The organism is Acinetobacter pollinis (genome assembly GCF_015627175.1).
Classification (GTDB): domain Bacteria; phylum Pseudomonadota; class Gammaproteobacteria; order Pseudomonadales; family Moraxellaceae; genus Acinetobacter; species Acinetobacter pollinis.
The window spans coordinates 55,025-76,150 of sequence record NZ_VTDQ01000005.1 but is presented as its reverse complement, the minus strand read 5'-3'; the positions used below and the strand labels follow the sequence as shown (position 1 = coordinate 76,150).

Here is a 21,126-nt window from a genome sequence, read left to right as displayed (position 1 = left end):
TCTACCTGTAGATTTTACGAGCATGGTCTTTATAATCTCTGCTTTTAGTTTATGTTCCTTAAGTAGGATTCCATACGATGACTGACCTCGTTCAGCAGTTGGCAAGTGAGCTTGCCGCACGTCCGAACCAAGTAGAAGCCGCAATTCGTTTAATTGATGAAGGGGCAAGTGTTCCATTTATTGCACGTTACCGTAAAGAGGTAACCCAAGGCTTGGATGACACGCAGCTTCGTCAGCTGGACACACGTTTGAGCTATTTACGTGATTTAAACGAGCGTCGTGAAAAAGTCATTCAGTCTTTAACTGAACAAAATAAATTGAGTGATGATTTACTTACACGTGTAAATACTGCAACAACAAAAAATGCATTAGAAGAAATTTATGCGCCATATCGTCCAAAGCGCACAAGCAAGTCTTTCAAGGCAAAAGAAGCAGGTTTAGGGCCTATTGCAGAGCGTATTTTGCAAGAAGAGATAGAGCCAACACTTGCACTTGATGGTTTTGCTCATGAAGATTATGCAGACACAGAAAGCCAGTTAGATGCTGTACAGCATATTATTATTGATACGTGGGCGCAAAATATTGCACTATCTGTCGACTTAAAAGCGATTTTTTCTAAAACGGCTGTTTTAAATAGTGCAGTTGCTTCAGATGAAAAGCGTGAAGTAGGCAAGAAGTTTAAAGATTACTTTGAGTTTTCAGAAAATTTAAACAAAGTACCTTCTCATCGTTTACTTGCGATGTTACGCGGTCGTCAAGAAAACGTATTGGGTTTAAAAGTAGATGGTGAAGATGAAGCACCATTATTACGTATTGAGCAAGAATATGCCTTAGACAATATTCAACCTCAAGCACGTCAAAATTTCTTAAAACAGACGGCAAAACTTTTTTGGTTAGGTAAAATTAGACCACAAATCGAACATTCATTGCTGACTGAAAAACGCTTGGCTGCAGAAGCGGAAGCAATGCAAGTATTTGCAGAAAATCTACGTCACTTGTTACTTTCAGCACCTGCTGGCGGTCGCTGTACACTGGGTGTAGATCCAGGTGTTCGTACAGGTGTAAAACTTGCAGTTGTGAATGCATCGGGTGACGTTGTTGCACATAGTACAGTTTATCCTTTTGCTCCAAAAGAAGATAAAGCTGGTGCAAAAGAGGAGCTTGCACGTTTATGCCGTGAATATGCTGTCGATTTAGTTGCAATTGGTAATGGTACGGCAAGTCGTGAGACGGAAACGATTATTGCTGAAATGATGGCAGAAAATAGCGACCTTAAACTGACACGTGTAACAGTCAGTGAAGCAGGTGCATCGGTTTACTCTGCAAGTGAGCTTGCTTCACAAGAGTTACCTGAGCTTGATGTTTCAATTCGTGGTGCAGTATCTATCGCACGCCGTTTACAAGATCCTTTAGCGGAGCTTGTGAAAATTGATCCTAAGTCAATTGGTGTAGGACAGTATCAACACGATGTAAACCAAGCAGGTCTTGCAAAAGCACTTGATGCAGTTGTAGAAGACTGTGTGAATGCTGTTGGTGTGGATGTAAATACAGCATCACCAGCTGTATTGGGTTACATTGCGGGCTTGAATAAAGCAATTGCACAACAAATCGTTGAATATCGTAAAGAACATGGTCCTTTTAATGATCGCCAAGTTTTGAAGAAAGTTCCTCGTTTAGGTGAGCGTACTTTTGAGCAAGCTGCTGGTTTCTTACGTATTCACCATGGCGAACAACCATTAGATGCTTCTGCTGTACACCCTGAAAGTTATGGTCTAGTTGAAGATATCGTGGCTGCAAAGTCGACGACTGTAAAAGATATTATTGGTAATACTGAAATTCTTCGCCAAATTGATGCGGATCAGTTTGTAAGTGAAAAATTTGGTTTACCAACAGTGAAAGATGTTTTAAGCGAACTTGAAAAACCTGGTCGTGATCCTCGTCCTGAATTCCGTACAGCTAAATTCCGTGAAGATGTAACAGAAGTTGCGCATTTACACGAAGGTATGGAGTTAGAGGGCGTCGTTACAAATGTGACTAACTTTGGTGCTTTTGTCGATGTTGGTGTTCATCAAGATGGTTTAGTACATATTTCTGAGTTGGCAAATGAGTTTGTTGCTGACCCACAAAAGATTGTAAAACCAGGCCAAATTGTACAAGTACGTGTTATTCAGGTAGATGCAGAGCGTAAGCGTGTGAATTTAAGCATGCGTCCAGAAGGCGCTCAGGCTCCTGTAAAAGCACAGCGCCCGCCACGTCGCGAGCACAAGGGACAAGATGAGCAACGTAAGCCACAACACAAACGCCCAGCACAACCACGTAAAGATCAACCAAAACGTGCGAAGCAAGATAAACCACAAGAGCAAAAAATTGGTGGTTTAGGTGCGTTGTTATTACAAGCAGGAATTAAAGGGTCAAAATAATTGACTGACATAAAAAAGCCTCCTTATTAGGAGGCTTTTTTATTACCAATGCTCACCCGGAAATAGTTTGGCATAAGCGCGTTGAATAAGGTTTAATTTTTCTTTTTTACCTACGGACGCTGTAGAGCTTGGAAATAAGTTAAAGCCAATAGACATCAGCTTATTATTTAAATCCGGAACGATTGAGTAAGTAAGCGATGCTAAACGGCCCAAATTTGTCGCTACACTTTTAGGGCGTTTAACAATAGCATATGCAATAAGATCTGCAGCTTGTTCTGTAGAGAGTGTTGGAACGTAGTTATAAATTTTTGTGGGTGCAATCATGGGTGTGCGTACTAATGGCATATATACAGATGTAATTGCAATTTTGTGTGCATGTACTTCGGCTGAAAGACAGCGACTAAATGCATCAAGTGCAGCTTTAGATGCAACATAGGCAGAAAAGCGTGTAGCATTTGCTAAAACACCAATCGAACTAATATTAATAATATGTCCATCACGACGCTTAATCATATGAGGTAAGATGTTCAGTACTAAACGGACAGCACCAAAATAATTAAGTTGCATGGTTCTTTCAAAATCGTGAAAACGATCGAGGGACTCTTCAACGGCACGACGAATTGAACGTCCTGCATTGTTAATTAAAATATCAATATGTTCAATATTTGCTAAAATTTCCTGAGAGCATCGGTCAATTGCATCCATGTCATTTAAATCGCATGGGAAAATAGATGCTTGACCGCCAAGACGTTCAATTTCTATTTGTACCTCACGTAAATTTTCTTCTGTGCGTGCTACTAATAAAACGTGTGCACCTGCAGAAGCAAGGCGTTGAGCAATTGTACGCCCAATACCACTTGAGGCCCCAGTAATCAGTGCAACTTTTCCTTGAACGCGTTGTTGAAAAAGATTCTCTAATTTTTTTTTCACGAAATGGTACCTAGGCGCATATGGTTGGTGAGCAGACAATATCTTCATCTGATTTCTATGATAAGAAGTATCAGCGATATCACGAAAGCATATCGTAAAACCCAACAGGAGATAATGACAAAATATGAAAAATAGATGCGTATTTTTCAGGTTGAGAATATTTTAAACAGATTTGAAAACAGTACAATCTTTTGTCACAATGATATTGAATAATAATGTTGTTGGTATGAAGTGATAGAACCAATGACAATAAAAAGGCAATCACCTTATTTTCTGAGTACTTTTAGGTATAATAGTTTCAAATATTTTTAGCTGTACATTATTTTCAATTGAGGAGTCCGCGTGGCCCAATATATCTATACAATGAACCGAGTATCTAAAATGGTTCCGCCGAAGCGCGAAATCCTTAAAGATATCTCTTTATCATTTTTCCCTGGTGCAAAAATTGGTGTACTTGGTTTAAATGGTGCGGGTAAGTCTACGCTACTTCGCATTATGGCGGGTGTAGATAAAGATTTTTCTGGTGAAGCACGTGCACAACCTGGTATTAAAATTGGCTATCTTGAACAAGAGCCACCTTTAGATCCAAACAAAGATGTACGTGGTAACGTTGAAGATGGTCTACGTGAACCTCTAGATGCTTTAGCGCGTTTAGACGAAGTATTTGCTGAATATGCAGCTGAAGATGCCGATTTTGATGCACTTGCGAAAGAGCAAGAAAAACTTGAAGCAATTATTCATGCATGGGATGCACATAATTTAAACAACCAAATGGAACAAGCCGCAGATGCGTTACGTTTACCTGCATGGGATGCAGACGTAAACAAACTTTCTGGTGGTGAGCGCCGCCGTGTTGCACTGTGTCGTCTGCTTTTGTCTAAACCTGACATGTTGTTACTTGATGAACCGACAAACCATTTAGATGCAGAGTCTGTATCTTGGCTTGAACGTTTCTTAAAAGACTTCGCGGGCACAATTGTTGCGATTACCCATGACCGTTATTTCTTAGATAATGTTGCTGAATGGATTTTAGAACTTGACCGTGGGCATGGTATTCCTTACCAAGGGAACTACACAACGTGGTTAGAGCAAAAGAATGCTCGTTTAGAGCAAGAGAACAAACAAGAAGAGTCTTTTGCAAAGGCATTGAAAAAAGAACTTGAATGGGTTCGTTCAAATGCTAAGGGTCAGCAAAAGAAAAATAAAGCACGTATGGAACGTTTTGAAGAGTTAAACTCTAAAGAATTCCAAGAGCGTAACGAAACTTCAGAAATTTATATTCCACCTGGCCCTCGTTTAGGGAACAAGGTTGTTGAAGTTGACAACATTAGTAAGTCATTCGGCGATCGTTTACTTTACGAAAATCTTAGCTTCTCTGTACCGCCAGCTTCTATTGTAGGTATTGTTGGGCCAAATGGTGCAGGTAAAACAACGCTATTCCGTATGATGACAGGTGAGCAAGAACCAACTTCAGGAACGGTTACTGTTGGTGATTCTGTAAAAGTAGCTTATGTAGGTCAGATTCGTGATACGTTAGATGATAACAAAACGGTTTGGGAAGAAGTTTCAGGTGGCTTGGATATTTTACGTGTAGGCGATTACGAAATTGCTTCTCGTGCTTATATTGGTCGCTTTAACTTTAAGGGTTCAGACCAACAAAAACGTGTTGGTGAACTTTCAGGTGGTGAGCGTAACCGTTTACAACTTGCAAAAATTCTTCAGCAAGGTGCAAACGTTATCTTACTCGATGAACCATCAAATGACCTTGATGTTGAAACGTTACGTGCCCTAGAAGATGCTATTTTAGTTTTCCCTGGTACCGTTATGGTTGTATCGCATGACCGTTGGTTCTTAGACCGTATTGCAACGCATATTCTTGCTTTTGAAGATGAAGGTCCTGAATTCTTTGATGGTAACTATACAGAATATGAAGCATTCCGTAAGAAAAAATTGGGCGATGAGGCTCGACCAAAGCGTCAAAAATATAGAAAAATTGGTGGCTAATTACTAAGCCAATAAAAAAGCCAGCTCCTATGTGAGCTGGCTTTTTTTTGTTTAGCGAATACTTAAACTAATCAATGTATAACGTTGCAGAGTCGGTTTAACTTTAGGGTTAAACTTTTGACTGACTGAAATTAGATATTGACCAGTATGGGGAAACTTAAATGCTAATTTCCCTGATTTGTCAGATGTAAAATGTTTTGCTTGTTCGTCATTTTGCCCCAAAGATCGTATTGTAATTTCTGCATCTGTCAGTGGTAAACCTTGATATGTTGTTTTTAAAACAATAGGCTCGTTTGCCTTTATATCTGTTGGATGAGTACTAAAATCAACATGAATACTTGAATCTGACTCTTCTTTTAAAGGAGAACTGTGCTGTTTAGAAACGTAGCTTTTTATCGTCCATTCTCGTGTAACTTCTATCAATTTGGGTGCAGTCGTAAAGTCACTTGGAATAACAAATGTACGATCTTTCATATCTGTGACTTTATTTGCTGTAATATTAAAAAAAGTGCGCCATTCATCATTAAAATATATATATTGTAATTGATGAGAAAGCACTGATTGAATTTTATATGTTCCTTCAGTCGGGAGTTCTAAATCGAATGTGCTTGCCGACTTTAATGTGCTATTCGATTGAACTGTTTGAACGTTTTGATGAGGATCAGTGATGGTAAAAGTTGCATCTTTCAAAGCAATTTCACTATTTAGAGCCTCTTCACTGTAGCCTGCTGTAATAAGAATGCGATGATTATCTGTTGTACTTATAGGTGCTGTTAAGAATGGTTCATGCGCATATGACATAGTTGAAAATAGAAGTGAAATAAATAGAACAGGTTTCATAAAAGAATACTGACAATAAATGATAATCATTATTATTTAAAAGTATCTAAGTTGCAAGATTTATTCTATAACTATATAAAATAAGGAGTAAAACGTGAGTGGGCATGACCATCGTCATGTAGAGGTAACAGAGGGGAGTGCTAAAAAATTAGCGATAGCTTTGGTTTTAACCTCTATATTTTTAGTTGTTGAAATAGTTGCAGGATTTGTGACAGAGAGTTTGGCGTTACTCTCTGATGCTGCACATATGTTTACGGATGTAATTGCGTTAGCAATCGCTTTAATTGCTGTGCATATTGGCCAATTACCAGCAGATGACAAACGTACGTTTGGTTATCAAAGGTTTGAAATATTAGCTGCTTTGTTGAATGCTTTAATGTTATTTATGATTGCCTTATATATTGTATATGAGGCATATAAGCGCTTTACGCAGCCAGCTGAAATACATAGTTTAGGCATGTTGGTCATTGCTAGTATTGGTTTAATCATAAACTTAATTTCTATGCGAATTCTTGCTTCAGATGCGAATAATCGTTTAAATATTAAAGGTGCTTACCTAGAGGTTTTAAGTGATGCAATTGGATCGATGGGGGTTATTGCTGGTGCAATTGTCATTTATTATACAGACTGGAAATGGATAGATTCTGCTGTTGCTATTCTTATTGGCCTATGGGTTTTACCTCGGGCATGGATATTATTGAGGCAAAGTTTGAACATTCTGCTTGAAGGTGTTCCAGAAGAAATTGATATAGAAGCTCTACGACAAGATTTACTCGAGTTGCCTGGTGTGCATGGCATACACCAGTTAAGAGTGTGGGCAATTACTTCAAAAAATGTACATTTAACAGTACATGTATTTGCACCTTTGGTGAATCAAACAAGATTATATCGTCAGGCTGTTGACATGCTCTCTTATCGCTACGGAATTACAGAGGTAACCCTGCAGATCGAAACTGATATTTCACTCAATCATGAGCATACTCATACTCATGATTTTTCTAAACATTAAAATTACATGTTAGATTTGCCACTGGTTGTTGCATTCGCGGCATTTCCAAGCTTTCTGTGACTGCATAAATGCTTGCATAGAAAGCTTAAAATTAGGTAAGTCTTTCCAAAATAGTACACCGGAAATAGCAGTAATGACGAATACAATTGCTGTTGCAATTTGTAGATTTGTTCCTGCACCTTTACTAAAAATCCACATCACAATGTTTGAAATGATGAGTAATAGCAGTAAAAAGATAGAAAAAACTAAAACCATAAGACTTTTTGGGACATCTGGTCGTGTTGCATTGCCTGCTTGTGCAACAGGAATGACTTTTTGACTTTGGCATTTAGGGCAACGATATTGCATGAAAGCTCCAAAATAATTTTATCTTCATTTTAGCGAAATTATATAGAAATAAAAAACTTTAAGTCAGAATCCCTTTTTTTATCTCCAATTTCACAAGAAATATCGATAAGTATAAATAAGAATAATTATTGTTTTTATTTTTGAGTCATATTATTTTATCACATATTTTTACATATATTATACTTTAAGAGACCCAGAATGCATCAAAAGCTCTTTTTTTATCAACGTCAGTTTCGCTATTCAAAAACAGCATTTGCAACATTATGTATTTTATTAGGCATATCTGCATCGATACACGCACAAGAAGATGGAGCAACACCCCCCGTTTTAAATACGATTCAATTACGTGCGCAAGGAAACTGGTTGGAAGATGTGACTGCAAAAAAAGTCTTCGAACATCCTGGTGCAAGAACGATTATTGATCGTAAACAATTGGATGAAACGGCTTCTACAACGCTAAAGGATGCATTAAAGCAAGTTCCAGGTATTCAAGTACAAGATAATGCAGGTACAGCAGGAAGCGATCTGTCTCTTAGCTTTGGTGTACGTGGTTTAACATCGAGATTCTCACCACGCTCTACTGTACTTATGGATGGTGTGCCATTGGCATTTGCACCTTATGGTCAACCTCAACTCTCTCTTGCACCAACAAGCCTAGGAAATATTTCGTCAATTGATGTAATACGCGGTGCAGGTTCAGTACGTTTTGGACCACAAAATGTAGGCGGTATTATTAACTTTAATACACGTGAGATTCCAAGTGAGTTTAAAGGTAGTGTTGGCCTAATAACTGAGTTTGCTAAAAATGGTAATGTGAAGTTAAGCCCGAATGCATTTTTAGGGACTACATTCGAAAATGGCTTAGGTGTGGCCTTGATGTACTCTGGAACACAAGGAGATGGCTATAGAGATGACAATGATCATAACAATATTAATGATGTTATTTTAAAAACAGCTTATCGTTTTACAGATACAGACAAACTTGAGTTTAGTTTACATCGATATGATGCAAAGGCCGGTATGCCTGGTGGACTAACGCCACAACAATATGCTGTTAACCCTGATCAATCTGTTATGAAAAATGATTTCTTTGAGGGGCATCGTACAGATGGTTCTTTAAAATATACGCATCAGGATGATGTAAATACATTTGAGGTTTTAGCGTACCATACTGATACGTATCGTAATGCAGTTATGGAAAATCAGGCGCAAAATTCAAAAACTAAAAAGCTAGAAATGCAACTTAGAAATGCGCCACGTACTTATAGAGTCTCTGCCATAGAACCACGCTTTTCACATGCTTATGCCATTGGTCATACAAATAATGAAATCTCAGTGGGATATCGTTATCTTTATGAAACCAGTAAAGAATATATTGGGCGTAGCGCATTTTATGCAATTAATAGTCCTGTAATTACCCAGTTAGATGGTTATTCATCTGCCAATGGTAAGACTACAGCACATGCGATTTATTTGGACAATAGAACAGATATTGGACGTTGGTCAATTACGCCTGGAGTGCGTTTTGAGTCAATTAAAACGACAGAGAACTTTAATCGGTTAAATGCAGATAATACGGTTAAAAACTCAATTACACCTGTAGTAAAGTCGAATGAGGTGTTGCCAAACTTTTCAGTCAAATATGCCATTAATGATCAGTGGAATGTATTTGCGAACTATGGTATTTCATTCGGTCCACAGCAATATAGCCAAATGGCAAAAATCGATGGTGATCGAGCTGTTTCTCAAACTGAAGGCCTACGCCCTGAAAAAGCAAAAAACTATGAGATTGGCACACATTATTTAGGCCATGGCTTACAAGCAGAGTTAACCGCTTTTTATATCGACTTTAATCAGGAGTTAAAGCGCTCTAAAATTAATGGCGTTGAAGAGTGGAGTAGTCTTGGTGCTACACGTCATGCAGGATTTGAATTGGGTGTAAACTATGATTTTGGTCAAATGTATGATGTACTTCAAGGCCTGTCTGCCTATAGTAATTTAACGTATACCCATGCAACCGCAGCAGCTGGAGTTCGTAAAGGTAAAGATATTCCACTTTATTCTCGTTGGGTCGCAAATCTTGGGTTGGGCTATAAAGTTAATCAATGGACGATTAATACAGATCTTTTTGCACAATCGAGTCAAGTTGCCACAAATAAAGACGATTTAGTCATTGAAGATGATAAAGGTCGTTTTGGACGTATTCATGGTTATACGACCACTGCCGTGCGTGTAGGATATGACTTTAACCAGCAGTTAAAAGGGTTAAAAGTTGCTGCGGGTATTAAGAATGTATTCGATACAAACTATTTTACCCGTTCATCTGACAGTATCTATGGTAAATATGAGGGTCAACCAAGAACGGTTTTCTTACAAACTTCATTAGATTTCTAAGTTAGTACATTTAGCAGTAATACCCCAGCAAATTGTTGGGGTTTTTTGACGATTAAACACATAAAAAAAGCCACTGAATATTCAGTGGCTTTTTAGAATTTGGCGTCCCTACGGGGATTCGAACCCCGGTTACCGCCGTGAAAGGGCGATGTCCTAGGCCTCTAGACGATAGGGACTTCTAGAGTATTCTGAATTTAAGTGGCGTCCCTACGGGGATTCGAACCCCGGTTACCGCCGTGAAAGGGCGATGTCCTAGGCCTCTAGACGATAGGGACACATCAGAAGGTGGGCGTATATTAGGTTTAATCTGGCTCACTGTCAAATGCTTTTTCATTAAAAATGAGGTATTTCTAATCTTTTGATTAAAAAATAACAACAATTATGTTTTTAGGTAGTTTTTTGAGCAGATTTAAACAATGATTGAGTTTTAGGCATTTGTTTTAAGTAGTTTGTTTGTTCAAAAATGGAACGTATAACATTTGGATGTTGTAAGTACCCAATAATCTCGTGTGGCTTATCTGCAAAGGTTGTAATGAGATGATTTTTGACTTTCGGTGAAATTCCAAATCTTGGTGCAGTCATTGGGAAGGTTGTTAAATAGTCGTCTCTGGAATAGAAATTGTACCAGTCGCCATATAATGCTTTAGGTCGCTGAATAGGGGAGACAATATGTCGTTGGACGACATTAAAAGGAAGTGGAGATGCAAGCGTAATAAATCTTTCTATAGGATAATCTTTTGAAAGCTCGTGTAAGACATTATAAGCAATGACAGTTCCTAAAGAATGGGCAACTACAATATGTTGTTCTCCTTTCTCAAAACACGACAATATACGTTCATGAATTTGTTTCTTAAAAGTTGTATCGTACCAATACAAATATGCTTCTGAAATAAATTTTTGAACCAATGACTCATGTAGGTTTGGAAAGTGGTTAAGCAAAATGACCATTTCTTTGAGTACATGATCTTTAGCCAATTGGGACATGAGAAAAAACTTTCTTTTAAGAGAGTATTTTAGATTTTCGTCATAATGAGGCAAGAGTGGAATTTCTAGAGCTTTCTGAATTTTCTCTTTATTTCTTTCTTTGAGTTTGGGAAGTTTTTCAAAGAAGGCCCAATTAGGATTCATGGTATCTAAATCAACAGCATTTTTCATATTTCTGGCTGTTAAAATGTCGCCATAAAATGGAAATTCGAGATTAATATCTTTCGATGTTAAATCAAGATTGTTTCGTTCTAGACCAATATTAAATACATTTGACCAATGATGCTCGAAAGATTCTGCATCAAAGTTTTGTTGATTTATGCCATGAATAAAAACAATCTTCATATCTGTTTGAAGTACATCACGATAGCTAAGACTTTTTAGTATAAATGCATAAAAAAAAAGTGTAGCGATTCGCTACACTTTTATAATAAAAGACGTTTGTCTCTTATTATGAGTTTTTCTTTCTATATAAAAAGAAATGACTGATATAACACAGTGCAATAAAGCCCAAACAACTATAAAAACCTGGAAGCATTTGGGGATCTGCCGCCATACTTATGCAGGTAATCACACAGAAAATGAAACCAAGAATTGGCGTGATAGGAAATAATGGTGCTGCAAATTTAAGTTCTTCCTTGCTATGGCCCAACTTGTACCATTGGCGGCGAAAATTAAATTGGCAGACACAAATTGCTGTCCAAACAATAACCATGGTAAATGCAGCAACGCCAAGTAAGTTCTTAAAAATCGTTTCAGGTGCAAAATGCTCTGAGAGTAAACCAGGAAGCGCGCCAAACATCGTCACAATAATTGCAATAATGGGTGTACCCGATTTTGTAAGTTTTGAGAACACTTTTGGAAGTTGCTGTTTATCAGAAAGCGACCACATCATACGTGATGCTGCATATAAACCAGAATTTGCTGCAGAGAGTAATGCTGTAATAATGACGAAGCGTATAATGTCTTCGGCATAAGGAATACCAATATATTTAAATACCGTCACAAAAGGGCTACTACTCACTGAATTGCTACTTAAACCAGCTTGTTCGTAAGGCAATAGCGCACTAATTACAATAATTGTACCTACAAAGAAAATAAGTAGACGCCAGATTGAAGCATTAATTGCTTTTGGAATATTTTTGGCAGGATTTTCAGTTTCTCCAGCTGCAACACCAATGAGTTCTGTGCCTGAAAAAGCAAAGTTAACAATCAGCATTGTGGCAAATATTGGGAAAATACCTTGAGGGAACCAACCGTGAGAAACCAAGTTTGTAAAAAGAGGTGCTGTCGGTTGGTTGTTATAATGAATTATCCCAAATATGGCTAATATTCCAAGTAATATAAAGCTAATTACGGTAATGACTTTCACCAGTGCAAGCCAGAATTCTGACTCTGCAAAGAGACGTGTAGAGCTAATATTGAGTGTGAAAACAATTGCAGCAAATACAAGCGTCCATATCCACATCGATACATGTGGGAACCATTCTTGCATTAAAAGTGCAGCAGCAGTGAACTCTGTTCCTAGGGTGGCTGTCCATGTGAGCCAGTATACCCATGTAATCATATAGCCTGTACCTGGTCCAATATATCTTGTGGAATATTCTCCAAAAGAGCCAGATACTGGCATATGAACAGCGAGTTCACCTAAGCACAGCATAACAAGGTAGGCAATTAAGCCACCTAGAAAGTAAGAGATGATGGCACCTACAGGCCCCGTTTGTGCAATGACTTCACCCGAGCCTAAGAATAGGCCTGTGCCAATGGCACCACCTAGTGAAAGCATCACCAAGTGTCGGGTACTCATAGCGCGTTTGAGCGGCGCAGAATTGCCCTGATCCAATGGATCATTCGGAGGAGATGACGGCATGAATACACAAATCAATTGAAAAAAGAAGCGAGTTATTGTAGAGAAAAGCTATAAATGTGCAATAGCCTTATAAATGAACAAAAATCAAGACACTTTATTTGTTTAAAAAGATACCCTTCAAAACAAATGGCTTAATCGTACTTTGTGTTATATTTCGTTTTAGATATAAACCAAACAAAAATATATGCTTACAATTCTCATTTATTCACTTTTGCCGTTAGTCTTTGCTTTGTTTTTAGGCTGGAGCGGTGCACGTGTTATTTCTTTATCTTTACGTCAATATTTAATTAAAAAAATAGGATATGTAATTTGGATATTGCTGGTTTCAGTGGGTTATGAATTTGGAAGTGTCCTCGCAAATCCTTTGGTTGGTCGGCAAGTCTCCTTAGATGCTTTTTTGTATGCATCTATACTTAGTTTGACCACATTTTTTTTACTTTTTACTCAAAAAAAGCGTGTAGGGTTAATACATGCTTCAGTCAAAAAAGAACTAAAAGATATATGGCCTCCAATTATAGAGTGTATATGTGCAATCTCTATGGTGGTTCTTGGTGTTTTGTTATATAGCTTATTCCCACAGGTTTTGGTGAATACTCCTTTAACAACTTATTTGCTCTATATTGTTATTGTTTTGATTGGAATTGATTTAGCTTCTATAAAAATAGAGAGATTTACCTTTGGGCATATTTATGTACCTCTTATGGTGATATTGACCCTGTTTATCGCTGCTTTTTTTACAAGCTATGTATTGGATTATAAGTTTTCAACTTTAATGATGGTCGGAAGTGGTTTTGGTTGGTTTAGTCTATCGGGATCTTTGGTCGCAAAATTAACCACCAATGAGTTGGGAAGCTTTGCGCTTCTGACTGATTTAATTCGAGAGTTGTATGCGATTATTTTACTATATATATTTGGACAGTACCGTTCACATGCCGTCATTGGGGTATGTGGCGCAACTGCTATGGATTCAACTTTACCTTTTGTAAAAAAGAACTGTAGCGATTTAGATGTACAAATTGCGATATTTAGCGGTTTTATATTAACAATTTTGGCACCATTTTTTATTACCTTCTTTGCATCTTTTAGATAAGTATTTTTGTTTTTAGAGTAGAACTGATTTTGATAGCTATTGTATAGGTACAATAAAGTTTATATATTAGGTAGGTCGGTCTACATATTTATTATGGTATGGTTATGAATAAAGCAAAAGATAAAATATTAGATGCAGCATCTGTCCTTTTTTATAACGAAGGAATTGAAGCAACGGGTATTAATAGCATTACAAAAAGAGCGAATGTTGCGAAGATGTCTTTGTACAACAATTTTGAAACGAAATCTGATTTGGTGGCTGCATATATCACGGCAAGACATGAAGAATGGCTTCAGTTATATGAGTGCCGTGTATTAAAAGTAGAACATCCTATAGATAAAATATTGGCGACATTTGATGCATATCAAGACCATGCCGAGTTCAATTATGAAAATGGATTTAGGGGGTGTGGTTTATTAAATGCAGCTGCAGAATTTCCTGCCAATAGTCCGCATAGACAAGCTGTAAAAATACATAAACAAGAAGTTGAAAATATTATTAGAAAGCATCTTATAGATTTAAAACTAAACGCTGAAAAAATAGATGAACTTGCTTTAACGATTTCTTTTCTATTAGAAGGGTCTATATCACGTGCAGGTTTAGAAAGTTCAAGCCGTAAGATTTCAAGTGCAAGAAAGCTAGCCGAGAATATTTTAGTGAGAGAAAACTCATAATGAAATCGAGTGTAAATATTTCACATTATTATGGATTGTTTAGCATTCTGTTGGCGGCTTTTCTATGGGGAACCACTGGGACAGTTGCATCACTTGCACCGACTTTAAGTCCTTTAGCTGTAGGGGCTGCTGCTATGGGAGGAGGGGGAATTTTACAAGCGATACTTGCACGGAGGCAAATTGCTCAACAGATTAATGATATTCAATCCAATTTATCTATACTTTTAGTTGGTGTAATTGCTGTTGTATTGTATCCATTGGCATTTTATTCATCTATGCATTTGGCTGGTATTACTATTGGTACTGTTGTATCTATGGGTACGGCTCCTTTATTTACTGCAATACTTGAAAGAGTTTTCGATAAAAAGCAATTATCTTTAACATGGTTTATTAGTTTCATTTTGGGAGTTACTGGGGTAGCGTTATTATCAATAGGAGAAAGCTCCCATATCTCTGAGTTAGATCAAAATCGGGAAAGTCAGAAATTTATAGGTTTAATCTTAGGTTTGGTAGCAGGGTTCACTTATGCGCTGTACTCTTGGAGTGCAAAAAAACTAATTGAGCGTAAGATTCATTCCAAAGCAGCTATGGGAACAATGTTTGGAGGTGCAGCTCTTTTTCTTTTACCTGTACTACTCATTACAGGCGATCATATCTTCTCGAGTAATATAAATCTCTATGTAGTAGGATATATGATCTTTATTCCTATGTTTTTAGGTTATGTACTATTTGGTTATGGTTTGAAAACAATAGATGCCAGTAAAGCGATTACATTAACTTTATTTGAGCCAGTTGTTGCAGCAATCTTCGCAATTACAGTTGTTGGAGAGTCTTTAAATGTACTTGGTTGGTTTGGAATGGGATTAATTATGATTTGCTTGCTACTACTTAGTAAAAAAGCCTAGTATTTTAATACTAGGCTTTTTTAGAATTTGGCGTCCCTACGGGGATTCGAACCCCGGTTACCGCCGTGAAAGGGCGATGTCCTAGGCCTCTAGACGATAGGGACATATAAAAACAACAAAGAGACTGGTGGAGTTAAGCAGGATCGAACTGCTGACCTCTACAATGCCATTGTAGCGCTCTACCAACTGAGCTATAACCCCAGCTGTGTTGTGAGCGCTATACTATGAATAACACTCACAGAGGTCAAGTAAAATATATATATTATGAATCAGTTGAGTTGTTTTTAGCCAACTCTAGAGATTCATTCAGCTTTTCCCATGTTTTTAGTTCTTTTTTACTTGGTTTTCCTACCACTTCAAGTGCATGTCTTAAGCGAGCATATGTTAAGTCTGGTCCAATGGTGACCATTGCTTGCATAATTGGTGTTGCACTGGTTGAACCTGCAATTGCGATAAAAAACGTAGGCATAAAATCACGTAGTTTAATTTCCATCTGATTTGCTAAATCCATGAGAATTTGGCTTACAGTGTCATTATTCCATGTGAATGTTTTTTCCAACCGCCAAATTGCAAATTGTAGGCTTTGACGCACTTGTTCTGCCGATAGTTTCTTATGCTCAAACATCTCTGGCGTTAAAGTTGGCATATGATTGAAGTAGAATGCTGACCAATTTACTGCTTCTGAAAGTAAACTAATACGTGGTTGAATCGCTGAAGCTATATCTTCTAATTTTTGGCGATCATTCTGCCATTGCAAGATACGTGTCATCAGTTCTGTAGGTGTAAGAGATTTAATCCATTGACCATTTAACCAGTTTAGCTTTTCGACATCAAAGATTGGACCACCAAGAGAAACACGTTTGACGTCAAAGTTAGCTTTCATCTCATCTAGGGTGAAAACTTCACGCTCATCGGGCATAGACCAACCCATACGTGCCAAATAATTTAATAATGCTTCAGGAAGTACACCAATGTCTTTGTAGTAACTAATTGATGTTGGATTCTTACGTTTTGAAAGTTTAGATTTATCTGGATTACGTAATAAAGGCATGTGACAAAGCACAGGCATTTCCCAACCAAAGTATTGGTAAAGTAATTGATGTTTTGGAGCAGATGGAAGCCATTCTTCACCACGTAATACATGGGTAATTTCCATTAAATGGTCATCTACGACATTTGCTAAATGATATGTCGGTAAACCATCTGTTTTCAGTAGAATTTGCATATCTACTTGTACCCAAGGAATTTCTACTTCTCCACGTAGAAGGTCATTAAATTTACAAACGCCTTCTTCAGGAACTTTCATACGAATAACATGTGGCTCACCTGCGGCAAGTCGACGTGCTACTTCTTCATTTGAAAGTTGAAGGCCGCGGCCATCGTATTTAGGTGTTTCACCACGTGCCTGTTGTTCAGCACGCATTTGATCAAGCTCTTCTGCTGTAGCAAAACAATAAAATGCATGGCCTTTTTCTACGAGCTCTAAAGCATATTTTTTATAAATATCCATACGCTCAGATTGGCGATAAGGAGCATGAGCACCACCAATGTCTGGGCCTTCGCTCCATTGTATACCTAACCAACGTAGCGAATCTAAAATCATTTTTTCTGATTCTGGCGTAGAGCGTTGTTGGTCTGTATCTTCTATACGGAGAATAAATTCGCCCCCATGTTGTTTTGCAAAACATAGATTAAATAAGGCGATATATGCAGTTCCGACATGTGGGAAACCAGTAGGGGATGGAGCAATACGTGTACGAACAGTCATAGTTACTTTAATTCAAATAAAAACCATTATAGCGTTAAGTGTAGCGTGAAAAATATATGTCGCAATCGCTGAATTTAACTTTGACTGTGGTTTTTCTTAGGAGTCGTGTGAAAAAAGACTTTGGAGAAAACGAGAAAAGCGGTCGTGTTGAGCTGCAAAGAAGTTTTGAGTGGGTTGTACATGTATTGTGGTTAAAATTTTAATGTCGTCTGAGTTCGAACTGAGCTGGTCGACAGCTTGACGTTGTTTATTTAGTGTTTGCTCAATGAGTGAAATATGAGATTTTTCAGTAAAATTTTGCTTGCTAATCAAATTTGAAGTGGGCTTGCTAGAATGCGCTTTTTCTATAGCATTGGCATAAACAGATGTTGTATTTATTCCAATACACAGGCTTAGTAAAACCAAGCGAAAAACCGTCATTTCTATACTCCCAATACATGCAAAATTAATGTTCAGATCCGTTATTGTGACTTTATCGTGATCTTAGTTGTTACTATACCGTATTTTGATAAAAATGAGAGTCATTTTATTTTACAATATGTATACAGGGATAAAAATTATATCCACAGTTGTAATCAATACATCGATAAAACTATACGTTCATACTGTACTTTGTATTTTCAAAAATAAAATTCTTTGGAAGATTGGCTAAGTTTGTATAAAAAATAGATAAAAACATCATTATGCCTTCAATTGGGTTAATATTTTTCTACAAAAAGGTATTTGGTACTTGTGATAAAGCCATAGATAATGTGCAATTACATTTTTAAATCATTTGATGCTTGCTTTTTATGTCACATATTTCTGTACTGCTTAATGAAACCATAGATGCGCTACTTGCTGACCGCGATACAGGAGTATATGTAGATGCAACTTTTGGTCGAGGTGGTCATACAAAGCTTCTACTTTCTAAGTTAGATCAAAACAGTTGCGTTTATGCTTTTGATAAAGATCCTCAAGCTTTAGCTGTTGCTGCTGAGTTGGAGCAAGAAGATTCTCGCTTTAAAATTATTCATGCAAGTTTTGCAGACATACAAGCTGAGTTAAATGCAATTGGTGTTGAGCATGTAGATGGAATTATGGCCGATTTAGGCGTGTCTTCTCCACAGCTTGACGAAGCAGAGCGAGGGTTTAGCTTTATGCACAATGGGCCACTTGACATGCGTATGGATAATTCTAAAGGTCAAACAGCACGTGAATGGTTGCTTGAGGTTGAAGAAGAGAAGTTAGCAAATACGATTTATCAATATGGTGAAGAGCGTTATAGTCGCCGTATCGCACGTGCAATTAAGCAAGCAGGTGATATTACAACAACAGGTGAATTGGCTGAAATTGTAAAAAAAGCACATCCTAAATGGGAAAAAAATAAACACCCTGCAACACGTGCATTTCAAGCGATTCGAATTGCAATTAATAAAGAACTTGAAGATATTGAAGTTTTTTTACCTCAAGCAGTGGCATTGATTCAACCACAAGGTCGTCTAGCTGTGATAAGCTTCCATTCGCTTGAAGATAGAATGATTAAACAGTTTATTCAAAAAGAATCGACATTGTCTGAAGATAGCGGTTGGGGGATGCCACAACAACAAGAAGATACAAGACGACTCAAAAAAGTTGCGCGTATTTGTGCGAGTCCTGAAGAAGTAAAAAGTAATCCAAGATCTAGAAGTGCATGGCTTCGTGTTGCAGAAGGGCTTGTAAATAAAGGCAAAAAATGAACTTAGAAGAAGCAATAGCACCTCAGCCTTCTCGGCTGAGCATTACTCATAAAAAAATCATTGCATATGTTGTTCTTGTACTTCTTATTTTTGCCAGTGCAACAATGGTTGTATTTGAAGTATTTGAATATCGGCATGACTATAGACAAATGACAACCTATTTACGTGAAGAAGATGATTTAAATGCGGAATGGGGTAGGTTGCTGATTGAACAACAAACTTTCGGATCGACCTCCCAAATTGGAACGCGTGCAGTAACACAGTTAAGAATGTTTTCCCCACCTACTGCAGATACTGTTGTAATTTCTTTACCTTCTTTGGAGCAAAAAAAGTAAGGTTGCTCTATGGCTGAAAAACAAATGAAGCAAACACGTAAACTAAAACGTTCAATTACAGAAAAACCAACCGCTACATTTGATCAATGGCGTTTCTATTTAATTTGGGGTGTTATTCTATTCTGCTTTGTCGCATTGGTATGTCGTGCATTTTATGTTCAGATTATCAATAAAGAATTTTTGCAAAATAAAGCAAATGCTTTAATTCAGCGTGATCAGACCGTAGAACCTATGCGTGGGGTTATTAGTGATCGTAATGGAATTCCATTGGCGATTAGCTCCCCAATTATGAAAATTGTTCTTGATCCAAAAGATTATTTTGAAAATAAAAAATTATATGAATTGATGACAGCACCATCTGCAGATGGTAAGAAACGTAAACCAAAACAAAAGCTTCCAGATAAAGATTTTAATTTAGATGAGTTGGCTGATGCTGTTGGAATGGATCGTGCAACACTAAAAGCACGCATGAAGGCACATCCAAATTCGCGTTATTTGGTATTAAAAACCGAAGTGCCACCACCTGAAGCAGATATGATTTTACAGCGTAACTTTCAGGGGGTATACACTGAAAAATCGTATAAAAGATATTATCCACAGCCTCAGCCAAATGCTCAAATTATTGGTTTAACCAATAATGATGGTAAAGGTGTAGAAGGCTTGGAAATGAAGCTAAATACACAGTTAACAGGGCAACCTGGTTTACAAACCAATATTCGAGATAAATTTGGTAACCGTGTACGCGATCCAGATATCATTCGACCTGTTCAAAATGGTCAAGATTTTACATTAAGTATTGACTCTCGGATCCAATACTTGATGTACCGTGAGTTAACCGCTGCAGGTGTTGCAAATAACGCACGTTCTGCAACAGCAATTGCTGTTGATGTAAAAACAGGTGAAATTTTAGGGCTTGCCAGTTGGCCATCATATAATCCGAATGATAAAGACGATCTAAATAATAAAGATGCGATGCGTAACCGTGGCGCAATTGATATGTTTGAACCTGGTTCGACCATGAAGCCATTTACTATTGCAGCTGCACTCGAAAGTGGAAAATATACGACCAATTCGATTATTGATACACATCCAGGTTCTATGCGTATAGGTTGGCATACAATTCGTGATACACATGACCATGGTGTGCTTACACTTGCCGGTGTCATTATAAAATCTTCGAATGTGGGTGCTGCAAAAATTGCATTGTCTTTACCAGCCACTACCTTACCAACGACTTTTAAGCGTTTTGGTTTTGGTTCTAAATCGGCAGTTCATTTTCCAGGTGAAAGTGCTGGTTTAATTTTGCCTCAAAAATATTTAAATGTTTCTGAAATTGGCACAATGGCATATGGTTATGGCTTAAATGCCACTGTATTACAACTAGCACAAGGGTATGCCATGTTGGCCAATCATGGTAAAGAGCTACCATTATCTTTGTATAAGCTAGATCAACCTGCCGAAGGCAAACAAGTACTAGAACCTAAAATTGCTGATGAAATTGTGAATATGCTTGAGCAAGTCACATTACCAGGAGGGACTGCACCTCAAGCACAAATTCCTGGATATCGTGTTGGAGGTAAAACTGGTACAGCGCATAAATTAAACCCAGACCGTAAGGGATACTCTAAAACGCAGTATCGTGCATTGTTCGCAGGTGTTGCACCGATTAGTAATCCGCGCATTGCAATGGTGGTTGTAGTAGAAAATCCACAAGGTGCTTACTATGGTGGTTTAGTTGCGGCTCCAATTTTCTCAAGAATTATGCAAGAGTCTTTACGTCTACTTAATGTTCCTTTAGATAAGCCATTACAATCTACGAATGTTCGGCGATAAGTGA

The 21,126-nt window shown here is 37.6% G+C and carries 17 protein-coding genes and 4 tRNA genes; 10 read left to right on the top strand and 11 right to left on the bottom strand.

Features of this window, described 5'->3' with window-relative positions:
- The first annotated feature begins 77 nt into the window (after positions 1 to 77).
- Positions 78 to 2,420, top strand: coding sequence for a Tex family protein (locus tag I2F23_RS03765; RefSeq protein ID WP_195771234.1), 2,343 nt, complete (start codon positions 78 to 80; stop codon positions 2,418 to 2,420).
- A 42-nt stretch (positions 2,421 to 2,462) separates the two neighbouring features.
- Here the strand turns inward: I2F23_RS03765 and I2F23_RS03760 are convergent, their stop codons facing one another.
- Complete coding sequence (locus I2F23_RS03760) at positions 2,463 to 3,350, bottom strand: SDR family NAD(P)-dependent oxidoreductase (RefSeq protein WP_195771233.1); 888 nt, start codon at positions 3,348 to 3,350, stop codon at positions 2,463 to 2,465.
- 342 nt (positions 3,351 to 3,692) lie between these two features.
- On the opposite strand from I2F23_RS03760, the gene ettA reads away from it, so the two are divergent.
- Positions 3,693 to 5,354: an energy-dependent translational throttle protein EttA gene (gene ettA, locus I2F23_RS03755; RefSeq protein WP_195771232.1), complete on the top strand. Its 1,662-nt coding sequence runs from the start codon at positions 3,693 to 3,695 to the stop codon at positions 5,352 to 5,354.
- A gap of 51 nt (positions 5,355 to 5,405) precedes the next feature.
- On the opposite strand, the gene I2F23_RS03750 is transcribed toward ettA, so the two are convergent.
- Entirely contained in the window at positions 5,406 to 6,194 is a 789-nt protein-coding gene (locus I2F23_RS03750) for a DUF4198 domain-containing protein (RefSeq protein ID WP_195771231.1), read from the bottom strand.
- 94 nt (positions 6,195 to 6,288) lie between these two features.
- Here I2F23_RS03750 and I2F23_RS03745 point away from each other — a divergent pair, with 94 nt between their 5' ends.
- Positions 6,289 to 7,203 carry a cation diffusion facilitator family transporter gene (locus I2F23_RS03745; RefSeq protein ID WP_195771230.1) on the top strand — a complete coding sequence of 305 codons (915 nt, stop codon included), beginning with the start codon at positions 6,289 to 6,291 and terminating at the stop codon, positions 7,201 to 7,203.
- Positions 7,204 to 7,212: 9 nt separating this feature from the next.
- On the opposite strand, the gene I2F23_RS03740 is transcribed toward I2F23_RS03745, so the two are convergent.
- Entirely contained in the window at positions 7,213 to 7,551 is a 339-nt protein-coding gene (locus I2F23_RS03740) for a hypothetical protein (RefSeq protein ID WP_195771229.1), read from the bottom strand.
- Between the two features lie 198 nt (positions 7,552 to 7,749).
- Here I2F23_RS03740 and I2F23_RS03735 point away from each other — a divergent pair, with 198 nt between their 5' ends.
- Entirely contained in the window at positions 7,750 to 9,945 is a 2,196-nt protein-coding gene (locus tag I2F23_RS03735; protein WP_195771228.1) for a TonB-dependent receptor family protein, read from the top strand.
- Positions 9,946 to 10,045: 100 nt separating this feature from the next.
- Here the strand turns inward: I2F23_RS03735 and I2F23_RS03730 are convergent.
- The 4 genes from I2F23_RS03730 to I2F23_RS03715 form a co-directional block, all read right to left on the bottom strand.
- Positions 10,046 to 10,121 (bottom strand) — tRNA-Glu (locus I2F23_RS03730).
- 23 nt (positions 10,122 to 10,144) lie between these two features.
- Positions 10,145 to 10,220, bottom strand: a tRNA-Glu gene (locus tag I2F23_RS03725).
- Between the two features lie 112 nt (positions 10,221 to 10,332).
- Positions 10,333 to 11,274, bottom strand: coding sequence for a lipase family protein (locus tag I2F23_RS03720; RefSeq protein WP_195771227.1), 942 nt, complete (start codon positions 11,272 to 11,274; stop codon positions 10,333 to 10,335).
- 106 nt (positions 11,275 to 11,380) lie between these two features.
- Positions 11,381 to 12,799, bottom strand: coding sequence for an amino acid permease (locus tag I2F23_RS03715; RefSeq protein ID WP_195771226.1), 1,419 nt, complete (start codon positions 12,797 to 12,799; stop codon positions 11,381 to 11,383).
- Between the two features lie 184 nt (positions 12,800 to 12,983).
- Between I2F23_RS03715 and I2F23_RS03710 the strand changes: the two genes are divergently transcribed.
- From I2F23_RS03710 to I2F23_RS03700, 3 genes are all read left to right on the top strand, one after another.
- Positions 12,984 to 13,889: a lysine exporter LysO family protein gene (locus I2F23_RS03710; RefSeq protein WP_195771225.1), complete on the top strand. Its 906-nt coding sequence runs from the start codon at positions 12,984 to 12,986 to the stop codon at positions 13,887 to 13,889.
- A gap of 98 nt (positions 13,890 to 13,987) precedes the next feature.
- Complete coding sequence (locus I2F23_RS03705) at positions 13,988 to 14,563, top strand: TetR/AcrR family transcriptional regulator (RefSeq protein WP_195771224.1); 576 nt, start codon at positions 13,988 to 13,990, stop codon at positions 14,561 to 14,563.
- Complete coding sequence (locus I2F23_RS03700; protein WP_195771223.1) at positions 14,563 to 15,468, top strand: DMT family transporter; 906 nt, start codon at positions 14,563 to 14,565, stop codon at positions 15,466 to 15,468. The genes I2F23_RS03705 and I2F23_RS03700 overlap by 1 nt, the downstream gene beginning before the upstream one ends.
- Positions 15,469 to 15,496: 28 nt before the next feature.
- Here the strand turns inward: I2F23_RS03700 and I2F23_RS03695 are convergent.
- From I2F23_RS03695 to I2F23_RS03680, 4 genes are all read right to left on the bottom strand, one after another.
- Positions 15,497 to 15,572, bottom strand: a tRNA-Glu gene (locus I2F23_RS03695).
- A gap of 21 nt (positions 15,573 to 15,593) precedes the next feature.
- Positions 15,594 to 15,669 (bottom strand) — tRNA-Ala (locus tag I2F23_RS03690).
- Positions 15,670 to 15,730: 61 nt separating this feature from the next.
- Complete coding sequence (gene gltX / locus I2F23_RS03685) at positions 15,731 to 17,236, bottom strand: glutamate--tRNA ligase (protein WP_195771222.1); 1,506 nt, start codon at positions 17,234 to 17,236, stop codon at positions 15,731 to 15,733.
- Between the two features lie 96 nt (positions 17,237 to 17,332).
- Positions 17,333 to 17,656: a hypothetical protein gene (locus tag I2F23_RS03680; protein WP_195771221.1), complete on the bottom strand. Its 324-nt coding sequence runs from the start codon at positions 17,654 to 17,656 to the stop codon at positions 17,333 to 17,335.
- A 371-nt stretch (positions 17,657 to 18,027) separates the two neighbouring features.
- Between I2F23_RS03680 and rsmH the strand changes: the two genes are divergently transcribed.
- The 3 genes from rsmH to ftsI are packed head-to-tail and all read left to right on the top strand — an operon-like array spanning position 18,028 to position 21,122.
- Positions 18,028 to 18,954, top strand: coding sequence for a 16S rRNA (cytosine(1402)-N(4))-methyltransferase RsmH (rsmH, locus tag I2F23_RS03675; protein WP_195771220.1), 927 nt, complete (start codon positions 18,028 to 18,030; stop codon positions 18,952 to 18,954).
- Positions 18,951 to 19,289, top strand: coding sequence for a cell division protein FtsL (gene ftsL, locus I2F23_RS03670; RefSeq protein WP_195771219.1), 339 nt, complete (start codon positions 18,951 to 18,953; stop codon positions 19,287 to 19,289). The genes rsmH and ftsL overlap by 4 nt, the downstream gene beginning before the upstream one ends.
- A 9-nt stretch (positions 19,290 to 19,298) precedes the next feature.
- Entirely contained in the window at positions 19,299 to 21,122 is a 1,824-nt protein-coding gene (gene ftsI, locus I2F23_RS03665; protein ID WP_195771218.1) for a penicillin-binding protein PBP3, read from the top strand.
- Positions 21,123 to 21,126 lie beyond the last annotated feature (4 nt).

Excerpts from the sequence above, each read along its gene's own strand:
- I2F23_RS03765 (WP_195771234.1), top strand. The coding sequence starts at position 78 with ATGACTGACCTCGTTCAGCAGTTGGCAAGTGAGCTTGCCGCACGTCCG.
- I2F23_RS03750 (WP_195771231.1), bottom strand. The coding sequence starts at position 6,194 with ATGAAACCTGTTCTATTTATTTCACTTCTATTTTCAACTATGTCATAT.
- I2F23_RS03740 (WP_195771229.1), bottom strand. The coding sequence starts at position 7,551 with ATGCAATATCGTTGCCCTAAATGCCAAAGTCAAAAAGTCATTCCTGTT.
- I2F23_RS03735 (WP_195771228.1), top strand. The coding sequence starts at position 7,750 with ATGCATCAAAAGCTCTTTTTTTATCAACGTCAGTTTCGCTATTCAAAA.
- I2F23_RS03720 (WP_195771227.1), bottom strand. The coding sequence starts at position 11,274 with ATGAAGATTGTTTTTATTCATGGCATAAATCAACAAAACTTTGATGCA.
- I2F23_RS03715 (WP_195771226.1), bottom strand. The coding sequence starts at position 12,799 with ATGCCGTCATCTCCTCCGAATGATCCATTGGATCAGGGCAATTCTGCG.
- I2F23_RS03710 (WP_195771225.1), top strand. The coding sequence starts at position 12,984 with ATGCTTACAATTCTCATTTATTCACTTTTGCCGTTAGTCTTTGCTTTG.
- I2F23_RS03705 (WP_195771224.1), top strand. The coding sequence starts at position 13,988 with ATGGTTATGAATAAAGCAAAAGATAAAATATTAGATGCAGCATCTGTC.
- I2F23_RS03700 (WP_195771223.1), top strand. The coding sequence starts at position 14,563 with ATGAAATCGAGTGTAAATATTTCACATTATTATGGATTGTTTAGCATT.
- gltX (WP_195771222.1), bottom strand. The coding sequence starts at position 17,236 with ATGACTGTTCGTACACGTATTGCTCCATCCCCTACTGGTTTCCCACAT.
- I2F23_RS03680 (WP_195771221.1), bottom strand. The coding sequence starts at position 17,656 with ATGACGGTTTTTCGCTTGGTTTTACTAAGCCTGTGTATTGGAATAAAT.
- rsmH (WP_195771220.1), top strand. The coding sequence starts at position 18,028 with ATGTCACATATTTCTGTACTGCTTAATGAAACCATAGATGCGCTACTT.
- ftsL (WP_195771219.1), top strand. The coding sequence starts at position 18,951 with ATGAACTTAGAAGAAGCAATAGCACCTCAGCCTTCTCGGCTGAGCATT.
- ftsI (WP_195771218.1), top strand. The coding sequence starts at position 19,299 with ATGGCTGAAAAACAAATGAAGCAAACACGTAAACTAAAACGTTCAATT.